Here is a 15,186-nt window from a genome sequence, read left to right on the forward strand (position 1 = left end):
CTCCGTTCCGGTCAGGGGCGTGGGGGCAGCGCGGGCGGCCTCGATGCCGCCGGCGCCATGCGGCCGGCATGTGCGACATTGGCGGCAGTGCCCGTCACCGCCGCACTCGCGAGCGCCATCGACTCCGCCTGCAGCGCCGCGGTTTCCGCCATCAGGCCGCGTACGATCGCCTCGGTATCGCGCACCGCCTGCTCGCCCGCGGTCATCGGGTTGTAGGAAGGCGGGCCCGGCGGCGCCGGTGTGCTGCCTCCTACCCAGCTTGGCTGCACCAGCTCGGCGTTTGTCGGCAAGGACGGCGGGTCCAGCGTGTCCGAGCGCGCTACCGGAGCGCTGCCCCACGCCGGAGCCCCGTCAGGGGGCGGCATCACCGCGGGATGGCCTCCCCGCGCGTCATCGGTGGGATCTGTCACGGCGCCGTTCCAGTGCCGAACAAGGGATCGGGAACCGGAACCGGCGAAGGCGCCGGAACGGCGCCGAAGCGGCGAAGCGTGATGATCCCGCTCGGGCCAAGCTCGATGTCGGCCTGGTCGCCTCGCGCCTCGACATGGAACAGGCACGTCGCCCCGTCCTGCCCGAGCCTGCCTTGTCCCACCTCGGCCGTGTTGAGCAGAACCTGCGCCCGGGCCAGGTAGTTGCGGACCAGCGCGTCGGCCTCCCTGCCGGTCTGCCCGGTATAGCCGCCATTGGTGATTATCTGCTGGATCGCGAGCGAGCTGCGCGCGAAGCCGATCTGCCGCCCCATCAGCAGCCACTCGCTGATCGCCGCACTGACTTCCCACGGCGCGACCAGCCCTTCCACGCTGGGGCAGTCGATCGCCGCGAAGGTCCGCGGCATCAGCGTGTCGATCGCCGCTGCTATCGCCGCGGCGCGCTCCTCGGCGGTAGGCATGGTAGGCAGGACCGACCATGCGGACCGGCAGGCGCGGAAATAGTCGGCGAATTCGAAGGGGTTCTGCGCCCGCGCGGCGGCGAAGCTCGCCGCTTCCACCGCCAGCCCTCCGGTCGGTAGCCCCACCTCCCGCTCAAGCTCCAACAACGCCAGCTGGGCGTCGAGCCCCTGCCCCTGGAGCGCCGCGGCATCGGCGACGCGCAGCGAGTCCGTCAGCATGCCGCTGCGGCGGAGATCGGCTTGGCTAGCCAGCCCGTGCGCCTGCAGGATGACCGCGACGTTCGCCGGCGAGGGTGCGGCATCGGTCCCCGCTTCGGCGCGTGCGAGCGTGCGGAGATCCGCGACGCTCATCGTCATCAGCTTGACCGGGCTCACCATCAGCTGGAGCCGGTGGAGGATCAGATACGGCGTGCCATGCAGTCCCGACTGCACCCCGGCGACGAGCGCGCTTTCGTCGTTGAAATGATAGCGTGCCTGCGGGTCGGTCATCGCCCAGTCGAGCCATTGTGCTCCGCCGTCGATGAAGCCGAGCACCAGGCGTCCGACTTCCGAAAGCCCGGCGGGCCGATACAGCCGGCTCGCCACCGATACCGTCATGATTCCACTCCTCTCATCCCGATGGGAAGGCTTTGAGGATCGTCGCGGCGGCGGAGCCGATATCGGCAAAGTCCTGCGTCGCGTTCTTCATCATCGCCTGCGCGTTCTGCAGCGCGTCGGAGTATTTCTTGTCTCCAGTGGCAAGAAACTGGGCCATGGCCACGCCTGCCGCCGTGGTCGCGATCGTGGAGATGTTGCGCAGCGCGTCGGTTGCATCCTGCACTGCGATCGCGCTCGACTGCGCCACCGACTGGTATGCCTTGCCGGCACCGCTGGTGAGTACGACCTGATGCCCCATGGTCGCGGCCTGCGACTGGTTGATGACGTCGATCACTTGCGAATTCACATAGCTCGGGTCGGGCATGGCGGTCTCTCGCTTCTAAGGGCAGGTCACCCTTTCGGGGGGCAGGGCGTGGGCGCCGGCACGGTCGTCGTCACGGTGACGACCGTCGCGGCGGTCTGCGGCGCGGGCGGAGGGCATGGGTCCGCAGGCGCAGGAGTGGGCGTAGGCGCCGGAGTCGTAGTCGACGTCGGCTCCATCACCGCCGCGCCCGTCGTCACCAGCGGCGCCGGCGCCAACACCGCTGCCGACTCTGGATGCACCGAAGCCATCATGTGCGGCGTAGGCGTGGGTGTAGGTGTCGGCTTCGGCGGCGGCGTGGGTGTAGCGTCGCGAACCAGCCGCTGCAGGTCGCTGTCCGCCTGCTCCGCGGTATCGGTGGACAAGTCGCGCATGGCCCGGATCGTGTCGATCGCGTCCTCGGCCTGGGCAGTCGCGGCTGCGATCACGTCGCCGGGCTGCGACGGCACGGGCGGGAGCGGCTCGACATGCGGCAGAGGCGGCGGCACGGGCGGCAGCGGCGCGGGGCCGAACGGCGTGGACAGCATCTTGGCGCAGGCGGCCGTCACCGCGGCCGACCCGATCATGCTGCTGCCCTGTTGCCGGCTCACCGCGTTGTACATCGCCATGCCCAGCGTCTCGACCATCACGGTGTCGAGCATCGCGAAGGCCTGCGACGGCGCGGTGCCGTGCGTCAGCGTGACGACGTCGGCGACCGAGTCCACGATCTGGCCGTTGACGAGATTGTCCGACATCAGCTCGCTCCTTTCGCGAGGATCAGGGCAAGGACCTGCACCATTGCGGTCTGCCCGATCAGCTGGCCGCGCTGCTGCGCGGCGGCGGCGTTCGACATCACCAGGCCGATGCTCTGGCCCATCGCGAGATAGGTCATCCCCATCGCGACGGACGGCGCCTCGCCGACGCCGATCAGCACCGGGACGGCAGCGGGCACATCAGCCATGGCGAGGCTCCGGCAGAGCAGTCAGACCCGGAGGGCGCTGCCGCCCTCTTGCGGCACCGAAATCAGTACAGCCCGCGCGAAGCCCGCCTGCGCGGCGCCGGCGCGCCGCTGCTGTCGATGTCCTGCGTCGCCTTGCCGCCCGATCCGGTATCGATCGAATACAGCGTCGAGACCGCCTGGGTGGTCGATGCCTGCATCGTGACATAGCTTTGCTGCTGGCTGTTGGTGGCATTGTGCGCGGCGTTGGACAGCGCCTGCCCCGTCGCGACGAACAGATTGCCCAGCGCAACTGCCGGCGCGTCGCCCAGCACCTTGGTGTTCACCTGCGATATGGAATCGGTGATCTGGTCGTTGATCGCGGTTGGAAAAGCCATGATCTATCTCCTCGAGCGCAGGCGACGGTGCGCGGCGCTCAGCTTCCGGTTTTGTGGGTGGCGGCGCCGGTAGTGGCTCCGCCGAGCGAATAGAGCAGCGCCACGCCCGTGGTCGTGGCCGCCTGCGAGGTCATGTACATCTGCTGCTGCGCCAACGTGGCGTTGTGCGCCGCGTTCGCCAGTGCCTGCGCGGTCGCCTGGTACAGATTGCCCATCGCGATCGCCGGTGAAGAGCCGAGGATCTGGGTGTTGCCCTGCGTCACCGCGTCGGTGATCTGGTCGTTGACGGAAGTCGGAAACGCCATGGGGGACTATCCTGGAAAATCGGCTCGGAAAATCGGCTTGGAAGATCGCGCAGCCTGATGCCTGGCGGAGAGCGTCCGCCTAGCTGGACAGGATGCTTGCGGTCGCCTTGCCGGCCGAGGCGGTGTCGAGCGAATACAGCGTCGCCACCCCCATCGTCGTGGCCGCCTGCGCGGTCACATAGCTCTGTTGCTGCGCCAGGGTGGCGTTGTGCGCGGCGTTCGCCAGCGCCTGCGCGGTCGCCTGGTACAGATTGCCCATCGCGATCGCCGGCGCGTCGCCCAGCACCTTGGTGTTGGCCTGGGTGATCGAATCGGTGATCTGGCTGTTGACGGAAGTGGGAAAGGCCATGTCGGGCTCCTTGTCAGGTCATGCTCGCATTCGCGCCATGCGGCTGCGGCGGCATTATTCGGTCAGCCGCCGCGGCGGCGCCGTCCGGTCAGCCGCCGGGGGCGGCCCCGTCCGCTCAGCCCAGGCCGCGGACCTTGCTGTTGAGGATGTCTTCGGTGGCAATCCCCGTCGACGCGGTGTCGATCGCATACAGCGTGGCGACGCCCATGGTCGTCGCCGACTGCGCCGTGACATAGCTTTGCTGCTGGGCATTGGTCGCGTTGTGCGCCGCGTTCGCCAGCGCCTGCGCCGTCGCCTGGTACAAATTGCCCATCGCGATCGCCGGCGCATCGCCTAGAACCTTGGTGTTCGCCTGCGTGACGGAATCGGTGATCTGGTCGTTGACGGCTGTCGGAAATGCCATGTCTTCCTCCTCGGTCGAGTGGTCCGGGAACGATCGGCTGGATCGTCTGGGGATCGCCGGACAATATGAATGTAGAGGGCTCGGGACGATTGGTCGCTTCGAGCAAATATACGGCGTCACAGCGTAAAGTTTTGACCATGTTCGCCGGTTTCGACGATTTGCGGAGTAATCGCGCATCCTCGTACGGCGGACCCGATTCAGTTCGGCACTTCGGTCCGCCGCCGGCGCAGTCGCCACTCCTTCAAAGCGATCCGGATCGCCAGCCACTACCGAGTCTCCGCACGTCCAAATAGCGCTTGCCGGGCGCCCGCCAGCCGAACAGGGTAAAGGCAAGTTCGCTAGCGGGAGAAGTTCGTGGATCGTCGTTCCTTCATCGGCAGTGCCAGCGCGGCGACGCTCGCAGCGGCGGTTCCCGCGGCAGCGCGCCCGGCCGATCCCTCCGCAGCGGATATCCGGCTGCGGACGCTGCTCGACCGCATCTTCTACGATCGACTCGCCGATGATCCTGAAGGCGCCACCCGGCTCGGCCTGGATACCGGCGAGCGGGCCGCGCTGAAATCGAAGCTGACCGACGACTCGGCCAAGGCCACCGCCGCGGATCTCGCCCGCGCCAAGCGTGAGCTGGCGGAGTTGCGCGCGATCGATCCGGGCGCGCTCTCCCCTTCGGCCAAGCTCGATTACGAAGTCATAGCCTACCAGCTCCACGGCGCGATCGCCGGCGGCGAGCGGTTCACCTATGGCGCCAGCATGGGCCGCTATGCCCCCTATGTGCTCAGCCAGCTGACCGGCGCCTATCGCAACGTCCCCGATTTCCTCGACTCGCAGCATCGCATCAAGGATGCGGCCGACGCGGACGCCTATGTCGCCCGCCTGTCCGCCTTCGAAAAAGCGATCGACGACGACACCGAACGCCAGCGCGGCGACGCCGCTCGCGGCGTCTTCGCCCCCGATTACCTGCTCGACACGACGCTGAAGCAGCTCTCGGCGCTGCGCGACCAGCAGCCCGACACGACGGTGATGGTGTCCTCGCTCGCCGCCAAGCTGAAGGCCGCGGGCTTGCCCGACACCCATGTCGCCCAGGCCCGCCGCATCGTCGCCGACCGCGTCTTCCCGGCGCTCGACCGGCAGCGCGCACTCGTCACCGAACTGCGCGCCAAGGCGACTCACGACGCCGGTGTCTGGCGGCTCCCGGACGGCGAGGCCTATTACCGCGCCGCCGCGGAAGCGGCCACCACCGCCGCGCTGTCGGGCGACGAGATCCACCGCCTCGGCCTCGATCAGGTCGCACAGATCAGCGCGCGGATAGACACGATCCTCAAGGCGCAAGGCATGACCCAGGGGACCGTAGGTGCGCGGCTGGTGGCGCTGAACGAGCGCCCCGACCAGCTCTTCCCCAACACCGATCCCGGCCGCGACCAGCTGCTCGCCGCGCTCAACACGCAGATCGCGGCGATGGCCAAGCGCCTGCCCGAACAATTCACGACGGTGCCCAAGGCGCCGGTCGAGGTTCGCCGCGTGCCGCCCTCGATCCAGGCCGGGGCGCCGGGCGGTTATTACCAGAACGCCTCGCTCGACGGCTCGCGCCCGGCGATCTACTTCATCAACCTGCGCGACACGTTCGACCGGCCCAAGTTCGGCTTGGCCACGCTGACGCATCATGAGGCGATCCCCGGCCACCATCTCCAGGTCATGACCGCGCTGGAATCGACCAGCATCCCGCTGATCCGCCGCCGCACCTTTTTCAGCGGCTATAGCGAAGGCTGGGCGCTCTATGCCGAGCAGCTCGCCGACGAGATGGGCATGTACGAGGGCAACCCGCTGGGCCAGGTCGGCTATCTCCAGTCGCTGCTGTTCCGCGCCACCCGGCTGGTCGTGGACTCGGGCATGCACCACAAGCGCTGGAGCCGGGAAAAGGCGACCGACTATCTGATCGCCACCACCGGCATCGCGCGGGGCCGCAGCCAAGGCGAGATCGACCGCTACACCGCCTGGCCGGGCCAGGCGTGCAGCTACAAGATCGGCCACACCGTCTGGACCCGCCTGCGCGACCAGGTGAAGCGCAAGCAGGGCGCCCGCTTCGACCCCCGCGCCTTCCACGCCATCCTGGCCGAAGGCCCGATGCCGCTCACCGTGCTGGAGCGGGTGGTGACGGAGCGAATGCTGAAGGGGTAACCAGCCATTCGCAAATCCTCCCCTGCAAGGGGAGGATTGCTCACTCCCCCAACCCCGTCATCCCGGCCTTGAGCCGGGATCGCGCTTCTTCTTAGCTACGGGCGCAAAGAAAGCGGGACCCCGGCGCAACGCCGGGGTGACGACGCGGGGTGCGAACCCTCAACCTACCCCCGCTTCGCGGCGATATACGCGTCGACCTGCTCCTCCAGCACATCGAGCGGCAGCGCCCCGTTCGCCAGCACCGCCTCATGGAAATCGCGAATATCGAACCGCGATCCCAGCGCCTTCTGCGCCTTCACGCGCAGCCCGGCGATCTTCAGCTGGCCGACCATGTAGCTCGTCGCCTGGCCCGGATTGTTGATGTAGCGGTCGACTTCCTTGACGATGTCGCGCTGCGACAGCGGCGAATTCTTCTGGAAAAAGGCCACAGCCTGCTCGCGGCTCCAGTGCTTCGCGTGCATGCCGGTGTCCACCACCATGCGGATCGCGCGCCATATCTGCAGCGACAGCATGCCGAACTCGGTATCCGGCGTCGGATACGCCCCCATCTCCTGCGCCAACCGCTCGGTGTAGAGCCCCCACCCCTCGATATAGCTGCCATAGAAGCCGAAGCGGCGGAACTTGGGTAGGCCCTGCAGTTCCTGCGCGCGGGCGATCTGGAAATGGTGCCCCGGCGCGCCTTCGTGCACGGCGATCGCGTTCACCTGCTGCTTGTTGACCTGGTTCATGTCGGCCAGGTTGACGTAGAAGATGCCGGGCCGCGATCCATCGGGCGCCGGACGATTGTAGAACGCCACCGATGCGGTCTCCTGCCGCCACTTCTCGACCGCGCGCACTTCCAGCTTCGCCTCGGGCAGCCGGTGGAAGAAGCGCGGTCCGGTGGCCATCATCCTGGCGATCACTGCGCGGGCGTCGCTCAGATACTGCTCGCGGCCAGCCTCGTCATTGGGATATTTGTAGGCGGGATCGGTGCGGATCGCGTCGAAGAACGCCTCCAGGCTGCCCTTGAAGCCGATCTGCGCCTTCACCCGCTCCATCTCGGCGCGGATCGCCTTCACCTGCGCGAGGCCGGTCTGGTGGATCTGGTCGGCGCTCAGGTTCGTCGTCGTGTAGAAGGCCAGCTGCGACTGGTAATAGGCGTCGCCGCCCGGCAGGCTCCACGCCCCGTCATTGCCCTTGGCCTGCGGCTCGATTGCGTCGAGCGCGGCAAACAGCGTGGCGAACCCGCGCTTGAACGGGCCGGTCAGCGCCGCCTTGGCCTGCTCGATCAGCTGCTTCTTGGTCGCGTCGTCCGCCTTGAGTGCACTCACCTTCTTGCGGAAATCGGCCAGGATCGTGCTGTCCGGCCCGCCATCGAACGGCGCGCCGCTGATCACCTTCTGCGCGTCGCCGCGCGCCGGCGCGAACACCATCTTGGGCGGGACGATGCCCTGCCGGGCCTGCTCGCGCATCCGTGCGGAAACCTCGCCCATCACCCGCTCGCTATCCACCAGCCGGGCGACATAGGCGCGGGCATCCTCGACCGTGTCGATGCGGTGCTCGTTGATCAGGAACACCGGAATGTCGCCGGCCGGGCTGCCATTGGTCGATACCGGGAAGCTGTACTGGCGGAACTGGTACTGCCGCCGCGCCGTCTCGACATTCTTCTCGAACAGGCGGTAGCTCAGCCGGCCCGTCACGCTCAGCCGATCGGGCGAGAATTGCCGCTTCATCTCGGCCAGCTGCCGCTCCGCCAGCGCGAGGCGGCGCGCTTCGGCGGCGTCGGTATAATCGTCCAGCCGGTCCTGCTTGGTCTTCAATCCCAGGCTTGTCATCTGTTCGGGGCTCAGCGCCACCGCCTCGTCGAACGCGGCGTCCAGGAAGGTGAGCAGCCGCTGGTCCTCCGCGGTCTGGCTGGCTGCGCCGGGCGCCTGTGTTCCGGCTTGAGCATGGGCCATCAGGGGTGCCACCGCACCCGCCGCCAACAAACACGCCAGGGTAACCCGCTTCATCGAAAACACCTCCGCTCGAACGTGCGGGCAGGGTAGCGATTGCGAACCGCCGCGCAACGCCTGCGATCCGGCACGCCACAGGTTCACAAGCGCGCAGTCACGGCCTAAGCTCGCCGCATGATCGACCGCATCTTCCTCGACCACCCGCGCAGCGTCGGTGAGAGCTATGGCGAGCACGCCGCCACGGCCACCCGCTTCGGCGTGGCCATGATCGTCGGCGGCGCCGCGTGCATCGTCCACGCCGTCCTGCCGCCCTTGTTCACCCGCACCGCCAGCGACACGGTGAAGCGGCTCTACGCGCAGATGAAGGCGCGCCAGCCGGCCTTCTCGCAGGAAAAGCCGGCGTTCCAACAGCCCGAGTGGCAGCTCGAATACGAGATCTGATCGCTTGATCGAACATGTCGCGATCATCGGCGCGGGCTTTTCCGGCACGCTCCAGGCGATCAACCTGCTCCGGCACGACGGGCCGCGCGCGACGCTGATCGAGCGCGCGCCGGTCGCCGGCACCGGCCTCGCTTATGGCGCCGCCCACCCCAGCCACGTGCTCAACGTCCGTGCCGCGAACATGAGCGCCTTTCCGGACGATCCCTCGCACTTCGTCCGCTGGCTCGAAGCGCGCGGCGTGGCCGACGCCCCCGCCGCCTTCATCCCGCGCACGACTTATGGCGAGTATCTGCGCGAACTGCTGGAGGAAGCGCTGCGCACCTCCAACGGGCGCCTGACCTTGATCCGCGATGAAGTCTGCGACGTGGAGACCGGCGCTACCGTCCGCGTGAAGCTCGCCAACCGCACGCTCGAAGCCGATGCCGCGGTGCTCGCGGTCGGCAACCTGCCGCCCCACGATCCGCCCGGGCTCGATCCGCAGCTGCTGTCGGCCACACGCTACAAGGGCGATCCCTGGCACCCCAGCGTGCCCGAGGATCTGTCGGACGACGACACCGTGCTGGTGATCGGCACCGGCCTGACGATGGTCGACGTCGTCCTGCTGCTCGAATCGCGCGGCTTTCGCGGCCACATCGTCGCCCTCTCCCGCCGCGGGCTCCTCCCCCGCGCGCATGCCCCCGGCAGCGACTGGCAGCGGATCGACCAGCGCCCCTCGACGGTCGCCTCGGCCCTCCTGCACGCGGTGCGCGCCCGGGGCGCGGCGATCGGCTGGCGCAACGCGGTCGACGAGCTTCGCCCCTTCACCCAGTCGATGTGGGGCAATGCCAGCGAAGCCGAGCGCGGCCGCTTCCTGCGCCACCTGCGCCCGTGGTGGGACGTCCACCGCCACCGCCTGGCGCCGCAGGTCGACGCGCGGCTGCACGCGATGCTCGACAGCGGCCGGCTTCAGGTCATCGCCGGCAAGACGCTGGCCTTCAGCGAGCAGGCCGATGGCATCCAGGTCAGCTTTCGGCGTCGTGGCGCGGACGCGTCGGAAACGCTGCTCGCCCAGCGCATCATCAACTGCACCGGCCCGCTCGGCGATCTCAGCCGCAGTGCCGAGCCGCTGCTGCGCCGCCTGGCCGAGCGCGGCTGCATCCGGCCCGATCCCGCCCATCTCGGCATCGAAGTCGACAACCAGGCCCAGACGATCAACGCCGACGGCCTGCCCAACACCAACCTCTACGCGCTCGGCCCGATGACGCGCGGCGCGTTCTGGGAGATCGTGGCAGTGCCCGACATCCGCACCCAGACCTGGAGCGTCGCCCGCCGCCTCTCCAACGCCCATTGGGTGGGGGGCGAAGGACTGTAGGACGGCCTGAGCGCGGGATAGTATCAATTGACACTATCCCGCGCATCACGGTAAACGCACTGCATGAACGACGCAGCAAACCCGCTCGGCCTCAACGGCTTCGAGTTCGTGGAATTCACTTCGCCCGATCCCGACGCGATGGCGAAGCAGTTCGAGCAGATGGGCTTCGTTCCCACCCACATCCATCCGCGCAAGGCGATCACCCGCTACAAGCAGGGCAGGATCAACCTGATGCTCAACCGCGACGAAACCGGCCGCGTCGCCGCGTTTCGCGCCGAGCACGGTCCCTCGGCCAGCGCGATGGCGTTCCGCGTCAACGATCCCAAGGCGGCGTTCGAATGGGCGCTCCAGCATGGCGGCGAGCGTACCGAGGAAGACGACACCGTCATCATCGGCATCGGCGGATCCTATCTCTACTTCATCCAGGACGGCATCGACCTCTATGCCGACTGGCAGGAGATCCCCGGCTGGCAGCAGGCCGAGGCCGAGAACAATGTCGGGCTCGACCTGCTCGACCACCTCACCCACAATGTCCGCCGCGGCCAGATGCGGGTGTGGTCGGAGTTCTACAAGACGCTGTTCGGGTTCGAAGAGCAGAAGTATTTCGACATCAAGGGCCAGGCGACCGGGCTGTTCAGCCAGGCGATGATCGCCCCCGACAAGGCGATCCGCATTCCGCTGAACGAGAGCCAGGACGACAAGAGCCAGATCGAGGAGTTCATCCGCCAGTATAAGGGCGAGGGCATCCAGCACCTCGCGCTGACCACCGACGACATCTACGACACGGTCGAGCGCCTGCGCGCCCGCGGCGTGCGGCTTCAGGACACGATCGAAACCTATTTCGAATTGGTCGACAAGCGCGTCCCCGGACACGGCGAAGACCTCGAGCGGCTACGCAAGAACCGCATCCTGATCGACGGATCGGTCGAGCGCGGCGAAGGCCTGCTGCTCCAGATCTTCACCGAGAACATGTTCGGCCCGATCTTCTTCGAGATCATCCAGCGCAAGGGCAATGAAGGTTTCGGCAACGGCAATTTCCAGGCACTGTTCGAGAGCATCGAGCTCGACCAGATCCGCCGCGGAGTCATAAAGGTCGACGCCTGAACGAGTTTGGAGAGGAGAGCCGGGATCAACCTGGCCCCGAAAGATCCCGTCCTCAAATCTGAGCGAGGGGAGCCGCAGGAGGATGAGGGAGATGCGCCGACCAGCGTTTCTCCCTCATCCCACTTCTAAGCCTCTGCCCTTGGGGAGAGGAAAGTAAGCCCATCTATTTCCCCTCCCTGCAAGGGAGGGGCTAGGGGTGGGTCTAGCGGAAGGCGGGCTCGATGCCCGGCTTTCGCTTTCACGCCAGAGCGCGGGGAGGCTCGCTGCGCTCGCACCCACCCCCAGCCCCTCCCTTTCAGGGAGGGGAGTGAGATTGGCCATGACCGATTACGTACCCGGCTTCGGCAACCACGTCTCGACCGAGGCCGTCCCCGGCGCGCTGCCGATCGGCCGCAACTCGCCGCAAAAGCCCGCCTTCGGCCTCTACACCGAGCAACTCTCCGGCACCGCCTTTACCGCGCCGCGCCACGAGAACCGCCGCTCCTGGCTCTATCGCCTGCGCCCCACTGCCGAGCACCCGCCATTCGTCCGCTATGGCGGCGCAGAGCGCTTCGCTCCCGGCACGGTGGACGCGCCGCTGGCGCCCAACCGGTTGCGCTGGAGCCCAGCACCGCCGCCTTCTCCGGCGCATCCCACCGACCTGATCGACGGCATGACGACGATGCTCGCCAACCGCGATCCGGCGGACCTGGAAGGCGTCGCGCTGCACGTCTACGCGGCCAACAAGGACATGGACGCCCGGGTCTTCACCAATGCCGACGGCGAACTGCTGTTCATCCCGCAGCATGGCCGGCTGGCGCTGCTCACCGAGCTTGGCCGCATCGACATCGCCCCCGGTCAGATCGCCCTGATCCCGCGCGGCGTGAAGTTCCGCGCCCTGCTCCCCGATGGCGAAGTCCAGGGCTATGTCGCCGAGAATCACGGCGCGCTGTTCCGCCTCCCCGATCTCGGCCCGATCGGCGCCAACGGCCTGGCCAACCCGCGTGACTTCGAAACGCCCTCCGCCTGGTTCGAGGATCGCGACGACCCCACCGAGATCGTCCAGAAATATATGGGATCGCTGTGGACGACCACACTCGACCACAGCCCGCTCGATGTGGTCGCCTGGCACGGCAACCTCGCGCCGTGGCGCTACGACCTGTCGCGGTTCAACACGATCAACACGGTCAGCTTCGACCATCCCGATCCGTCGATCTTCACCGTGCTGACTTCGCCCAGCGACGTTCCCGGACGCGCCAATGCAGATTTCGTGATCTTCCCGCCGCGCTGGATGGTGGCCGAGGACACGTTCCGCCCGCCCTGGTTCCACCGCAACATCATGTCCGAGGCGATGGGGCTGATCACCGGCGCCTATGACGCCAAGGCGGAGGGCTTCGCACCCGGCGGGCTGTCGCTGCACAATTTGATGTCCGGGCACGGACCGGACGTGGCGAGCTGGCGCGGCGCAAGCGACGCCGCGCTCAAGCCGCACAAGATCGAAGGCACGATGGCGTTCATGCTGGAAAGCTGCTGGCCATACCGCCCGACGGCCTACGCAATGGGCTGCGCCCAGCCCGACTATGATGACGCCTGGGCGGGATTCCCGAAGGCGAAACTCCCTTGATCCTCCCCGAGCTCGTCTCGGGGAGGGGGACCGCCCGCGCAGCGGGTGGTGGAGGGGCGCGCCGGGCACCGGCGCGTTCGCGCCGGCCCCTCCACCACGCCCTGCGGGCGCGGTCCCCCTCCCCCAGCAAGCTGGGGGAGGATTTCTAACGATGGACCGCCTCACCACCACGCCCCCCAACGTCACCCTGGGTCCACTCACCCTCGTCCCCGACGGTCGCGCCCGCAACTTCGTGATCGAACTACGCGCCGGCCGTTTCCACGGCTTCATCGTCCGCCGCGGCGAGACCGTTCACGGCTATGTCGATCGCTGCCCGCATATGGGCCTGCCACTCGCCCAGGAACTGGACGAATATGTCTCGCCCGACGGCACGTTGCTGATGTGCTCGTGGCACGGCGCGTTCTTCCGGATCGAGGATGGCTATTGCGTGGGCGGCCCGTGCGGCGGCGCGTCCTTGCAGCCCTGGCCGGTCACGGTGCGCGAAGGATTGCTCGTCACGGCCTGACCGTCCTTGGCTGGCGGCAGCCGGCGAATGATCCGGACCCGATGCACCCCGGTTGGAAGGAAGCGTGCCCCGGGCGTACCCTGCCCCGTGGTGGAGGCAAGCCGCTTCCACTATTACACAGGGGAAACCGCATGGCAGATCTTCTGCAGTTCGTGAATTCCGCCCTCCATTCGGGGCAGACCGTCGACGTCTATTTGAACCGGACCCCGCAGATCGGCGACGGCTCGGCCGACATCGTCGAGTCGCTGCACCTCAAGCTCCACGGCAGGGCGTCGATCCTCGGGCATCAGTTCGCCGGCGAAGTGGAAATCGTCATGCCCGATCTCAGCCAGTCGGGCACCTGCCGCGTCGTGTTCAACGGGCAGGTTGCCGAAGGGTGCGCCTATCAGTCCAACGGCTCGCAACTGAAGATCCGCTTCCCAGGCGCGGAAATCACGTTGATGCGCGGGGACAAGTCGTGGACCTGGGTCGGGCTCGACCGGCCTTCGGTGTGGATCGGCGTCTGGCCCACCAGCGCCGGGCTGGTCGAGGAGGATCTCGGCGGGGGTCCCGATCTCACAGGCCTCGACTGACGGATCGCGGGCTCGCAGGCGCGGGCCCGCCACTTCTTGCGATCAGCGGAACACTACGGCAGAGCGGCGGTCATAGAATGCGCTGCCCGGGACACGGAGCACGCTGCCGGAGAGACATGCCATGACCCCCGATTTCGATTTCGCACTCGGCGACAATGCCGACATGATCCGCGAGACCACGGCGCGCTTCGCCAAGGACCGCATCGCCCCGCTCGCCGCCCGCATCGACGCAGAGGACTGGTTCCCGCGCGACGAGCTTTGGGCCGACATGGGCGAGCTCGGCCTCCACGGCATCACCGTGCCCGAGGATCAGGGCGGGCTGGGCCTGGGCTATCTCGAGCACGTCATCGCCTGCGAGGAAGTCAGCCGCGCCTCGGCCTCGATCGGCCTCAGCTACGGCGCGCATTCCAATCTGTGCGTCAACCAGATCAGCCGCTGGGCCAATCCCGAGCAAAAGGCCAAATACCTCCCCAAGCTGATCTCCGGCGAGCATGTCGGCAGCCTGGCGATGTCCGAAGTCGGCGCCGGCTCCGACGTGGTCAGCATGAAGCTGCGCGCCGAAAAGACCGATCGCGGCTACAGGCTCAACGGCACCAAATTCTGGATCACCAACGCCGCTTATGCCGAGACGCTGGTGGTCTATGCCAAGACCGGAGAGGGCAGCAAGGGCATCACCACCTTCCTGATCGAGAAGGACATGCCCGGCTTCGCGATCGGCCAGAAGATCGACAAGATGGGCATGCGCGGATCGCCTACGTCGGAGCTGGTGTTCACCGATTGCGAAGTGCCCGACGAAAACGTGATGGGCCCGGTGAATGGCGGCGTCGGCGTGCTGATGTCGGGCCTCGATTACGAGCGCACCGTGCTCGCCGGCATCCAGCTGGGCATCATGCAGGCCTGCCTCGACGTCGTCCTCCCCTATCTCCGCGAGCGCCAGCAGTTCGGCAAGCCGATCGGCACCTTCCAGCTGATGCAGGCCAAGGTCGCGGACATGTATGTCGCGCTCAATTCGGCGCGCGCGTATGTCTACGCCGTCGCCAAGAGCTGCGACGCGGGCAAGACCACCCGCTTCGATGCCGCCGGCGCGATCCTGCTCGCGAGCGAAAACGCCGTGCGGGTGTCGCTGGAAGCGATCCAGGCGCTTGGCGGTGCGGGCTACACCAAGGACTGGCCCGTCGAACGCTTCGCCCGCGACGCCAAGCTGCTCGACATCGGCGCCGGCACCAACGAAATCCGCCGCATGCTGATCGGCCGCGAATTGATCGGGGGGTGACACAACATCCTCT

Annotated in this window: 18 protein-coding genes; 8 read left to right on the forward strand and 10 right to left on the reverse strand. The window is 67.5% G+C overall.

The genetic code is table 11. The features are described 5' to 3' along the window. Positions 1 to 11 precede the first annotated feature (11 nt). The 9 genes from LZ586_RS04620 to LZ586_RS04660 form a co-directional block, all read right to left on the reverse strand. Positions 12 to 410, reverse strand: a complete 399-nt coding sequence (locus LZ586_RS04620) for a hypothetical protein (protein WP_235078495.1) — start codon at positions 408 to 410, stop codon at positions 12 to 14. After that, positions 407 to 1,486: a hypothetical protein gene (locus LZ586_RS04625; RefSeq protein WP_235078496.1), complete on the reverse strand. Its 1,080-nt coding sequence runs from the start codon at positions 1,484 to 1,486 to the stop codon at positions 407 to 409. The genes LZ586_RS04620 and LZ586_RS04625 overlap by 4 nt, the downstream gene beginning before the upstream one ends. Before the next feature lie 13 nt (positions 1,487 to 1,499). Next, a complete protein-coding gene (locus LZ586_RS04630) occupies positions 1,500 to 1,850 on the reverse strand; it encodes a hypothetical protein (protein WP_235078497.1) in 351 nt (116 codons plus the stop codon). Between the two features lie 26 nt (positions 1,851 to 1,876). Then, complete coding sequence (locus LZ586_RS04635) at positions 1,877 to 2,581, reverse strand: RebB family R body protein (protein WP_235078498.1); 705 nt, start codon at positions 2,579 to 2,581, stop codon at positions 1,877 to 1,879. Continuing rightward, positions 2,581 to 2,787, reverse strand: a complete 207-nt coding sequence (locus LZ586_RS04640; RefSeq protein WP_235078499.1) for a RebB family R body protein — start codon at positions 2,785 to 2,787, stop codon at positions 2,581 to 2,583. The genes LZ586_RS04635 and LZ586_RS04640 overlap by 1 nt, the downstream gene beginning before the upstream one ends. Positions 2,788 to 2,849: 62 nt before the next feature. Further along, positions 2,850 to 3,161 carry a RebB family R body protein gene (locus tag LZ586_RS04645; protein ID WP_235078500.1) on the reverse strand — a complete coding sequence of 104 codons (312 nt, stop codon included), beginning with the start codon at positions 3,159 to 3,161 and terminating at the stop codon, positions 2,850 to 2,852. A gap of 38 nt (positions 3,162 to 3,199) precedes the next feature. Beyond that, positions 3,200 to 3,466 carry a RebB family R body protein gene (locus tag LZ586_RS04650; RefSeq protein ID WP_235078501.1) on the reverse strand — a complete coding sequence of 89 codons (267 nt, stop codon included), beginning with the start codon at positions 3,464 to 3,466 and terminating at the stop codon, positions 3,200 to 3,202. A 79-nt stretch (positions 3,467 to 3,545) separates the two neighbouring features. After that, a complete protein-coding gene (locus tag LZ586_RS04655) occupies positions 3,546 to 3,815 on the reverse strand; it encodes a RebB family R body protein (RefSeq protein ID WP_235078502.1) in 270 nt (89 codons plus the stop codon). 115 nt (positions 3,816 to 3,930) lie between these two features. Beyond that, entirely contained in the window at positions 3,931 to 4,218 is a 288-nt protein-coding gene (locus LZ586_RS04660) for a RebB family R body protein (protein WP_235078503.1), read from the reverse strand. A 354-nt stretch (positions 4,219 to 4,572) separates the two neighbouring features. On the opposite strand from LZ586_RS04660, the gene LZ586_RS04665 reads away from it, so the two are divergent. Then, positions 4,573 to 6,390, forward strand: a complete 1,818-nt coding sequence (locus LZ586_RS04665; protein ID WP_235078504.1) for a DUF885 domain-containing protein — start codon at positions 4,573 to 4,575, stop codon at positions 6,388 to 6,390. Between the two features lie 164 nt (positions 6,391 to 6,554). On the opposite strand, the gene LZ586_RS04670 is transcribed toward LZ586_RS04665, so the two are convergent. Next, complete coding sequence (locus LZ586_RS04670) at positions 6,555 to 8,381, reverse strand: DUF885 domain-containing protein (RefSeq protein ID WP_235078505.1); 1,827 nt, start codon at positions 8,379 to 8,381, stop codon at positions 6,555 to 6,557. 117 nt (positions 8,382 to 8,498) lie between these two features. Here LZ586_RS04670 and LZ586_RS04675 point away from each other — a divergent pair, with 117 nt between their 5' ends. From LZ586_RS04675 to LZ586_RS04705, 7 genes are all read left to right on the forward strand, one after another. After that, positions 8,499 to 8,765 (forward strand): DUF6356 family protein, encoded by a 267-nt coding sequence (locus LZ586_RS04675; protein WP_235078506.1) that lies wholly within the window; start codon positions 8,499 to 8,501, stop codon positions 8,763 to 8,765. Between the two features lie 4 nt (positions 8,766 to 8,769). Then, positions 8,770 to 10,116, forward strand: a complete 1,347-nt coding sequence (locus tag LZ586_RS04680) for an FAD/NAD(P)-binding protein (RefSeq protein WP_235078507.1) — start codon at positions 8,770 to 8,772, stop codon at positions 10,114 to 10,116. A 63-nt stretch (positions 10,117 to 10,179) separates the two neighbouring features. Further along, positions 10,180 to 11,220 carry a 4-hydroxyphenylpyruvate dioxygenase gene (hppD, locus tag LZ586_RS04685; protein ID WP_235078508.1) on the forward strand — a complete coding sequence of 347 codons (1,041 nt, stop codon included), beginning with the start codon at positions 10,180 to 10,182 and terminating at the stop codon, positions 11,218 to 11,220. A gap of 319 nt (positions 11,221 to 11,539) precedes the next feature. Next, the gene (gene hmgA, locus LZ586_RS04690; RefSeq protein ID WP_235078509.1) at positions 11,540 to 12,823 is read left to right on the forward strand and encodes a homogentisate 1,2-dioxygenase; all 1,284 of its coding nucleotides are present in this window, start codon (positions 11,540 to 11,542) and stop codon (positions 12,821 to 12,823) included. Positions 12,824 to 12,974: 151 nt separating this feature from the next. Continuing rightward, positions 12,975 to 13,328: a Rieske (2Fe-2S) protein gene (locus LZ586_RS04695; RefSeq protein ID WP_235078510.1), complete on the forward strand. Its 354-nt coding sequence runs from the start codon at positions 12,975 to 12,977 to the stop codon at positions 13,326 to 13,328. A 131-nt stretch (positions 13,329 to 13,459) separates the two neighbouring features. Continuing rightward, positions 13,460 to 13,900: a hypothetical protein gene (locus LZ586_RS04700; protein ID WP_235078511.1), complete on the forward strand. Its 441-nt coding sequence runs from the start codon at positions 13,460 to 13,462 to the stop codon at positions 13,898 to 13,900. Between the two features lie 121 nt (positions 13,901 to 14,021). After that, positions 14,022 to 15,173 carry an isovaleryl-CoA dehydrogenase gene (locus LZ586_RS04705; RefSeq protein WP_235078512.1) on the forward strand — a complete coding sequence of 384 codons (1,152 nt, stop codon included), beginning with the start codon at positions 14,022 to 14,024 and terminating at the stop codon, positions 15,171 to 15,173. Positions 15,174 to 15,186: the final 13 nt, after the last annotated feature.

It is taken from the genome of Sphingomonas sp. S2-65 (assembly GCF_021513175.1).
Classification (GTDB): Bacteria; Pseudomonadota; Alphaproteobacteria; order Sphingomonadales; family Sphingomonadaceae; genus Sphingomonas.

Excerpts from the sequence above, each read along its gene's own strand:
- LZ586_RS04625 (WP_235078496.1), bottom strand. The coding sequence starts at position 1,486 with ATGACGGTATCGGTGGCGAGCCGGCTGTATCGGCCCGCCGGGCTTTCG.
- LZ586_RS04630 (WP_235078497.1), bottom strand. The coding sequence starts at position 1,850 with ATGCCCGACCCGAGCTATGTGAATTCGCAAGTGATCGACGTCATCAAC.
- LZ586_RS04635 (WP_235078498.1), bottom strand. The coding sequence starts at position 2,581 with ATGTCGGACAATCTCGTCAACGGCCAGATCGTGGACTCGGTCGCCGAC.
- LZ586_RS04640 (WP_235078499.1), bottom strand. The coding sequence starts at position 2,787 with ATGGCTGATGTGCCCGCTGCCGTCCCGGTGCTGATCGGCGTCGGCGAG.
- LZ586_RS04645 (WP_235078500.1), bottom strand. The coding sequence starts at position 3,161 with ATGGCTTTTCCAACCGCGATCAACGACCAGATCACCGATTCCATATCG.
- LZ586_RS04650 (WP_235078501.1), bottom strand. The coding sequence starts at position 3,466 with ATGGCGTTTCCGACTTCCGTCAACGACCAGATCACCGACGCGGTGACG.
- LZ586_RS04655 (WP_235078502.1), bottom strand. The coding sequence starts at position 3,815 with ATGGCCTTTCCCACTTCCGTCAACAGCCAGATCACCGATTCGATCACC.
- LZ586_RS04660 (WP_235078503.1), bottom strand. The coding sequence starts at position 4,218 with ATGGCATTTCCGACAGCCGTCAACGACCAGATCACCGATTCCGTCACG.
- LZ586_RS04670 (WP_235078505.1), bottom strand. The coding sequence starts at position 8,381 with ATGAAGCGGGTTACCCTGGCGTGTTTGTTGGCGGCGGGTGCGGTGGCA.
- LZ586_RS04675 (WP_235078506.1), top strand. The coding sequence starts at position 8,499 with ATGATCGACCGCATCTTCCTCGACCACCCGCGCAGCGTCGGTGAGAGC.
- hppD (WP_235078508.1), top strand. The coding sequence starts at position 10,180 with ATGAACGACGCAGCAAACCCGCTCGGCCTCAACGGCTTCGAGTTCGTG.
- hmgA (WP_235078509.1), top strand. The coding sequence starts at position 11,540 with ATGACCGATTACGTACCCGGCTTCGGCAACCACGTCTCGACCGAGGCC.
- LZ586_RS04695 (WP_235078510.1), top strand. The coding sequence starts at position 12,975 with ATGGACCGCCTCACCACCACGCCCCCCAACGTCACCCTGGGTCCACTC.
- LZ586_RS04700 (WP_235078511.1), top strand. The coding sequence starts at position 13,460 with ATGGCAGATCTTCTGCAGTTCGTGAATTCCGCCCTCCATTCGGGGCAG.
- LZ586_RS04705 (WP_235078512.1), top strand. The coding sequence starts at position 14,022 with ATGACCCCCGATTTCGATTTCGCACTCGGCGACAATGCCGACATGATC.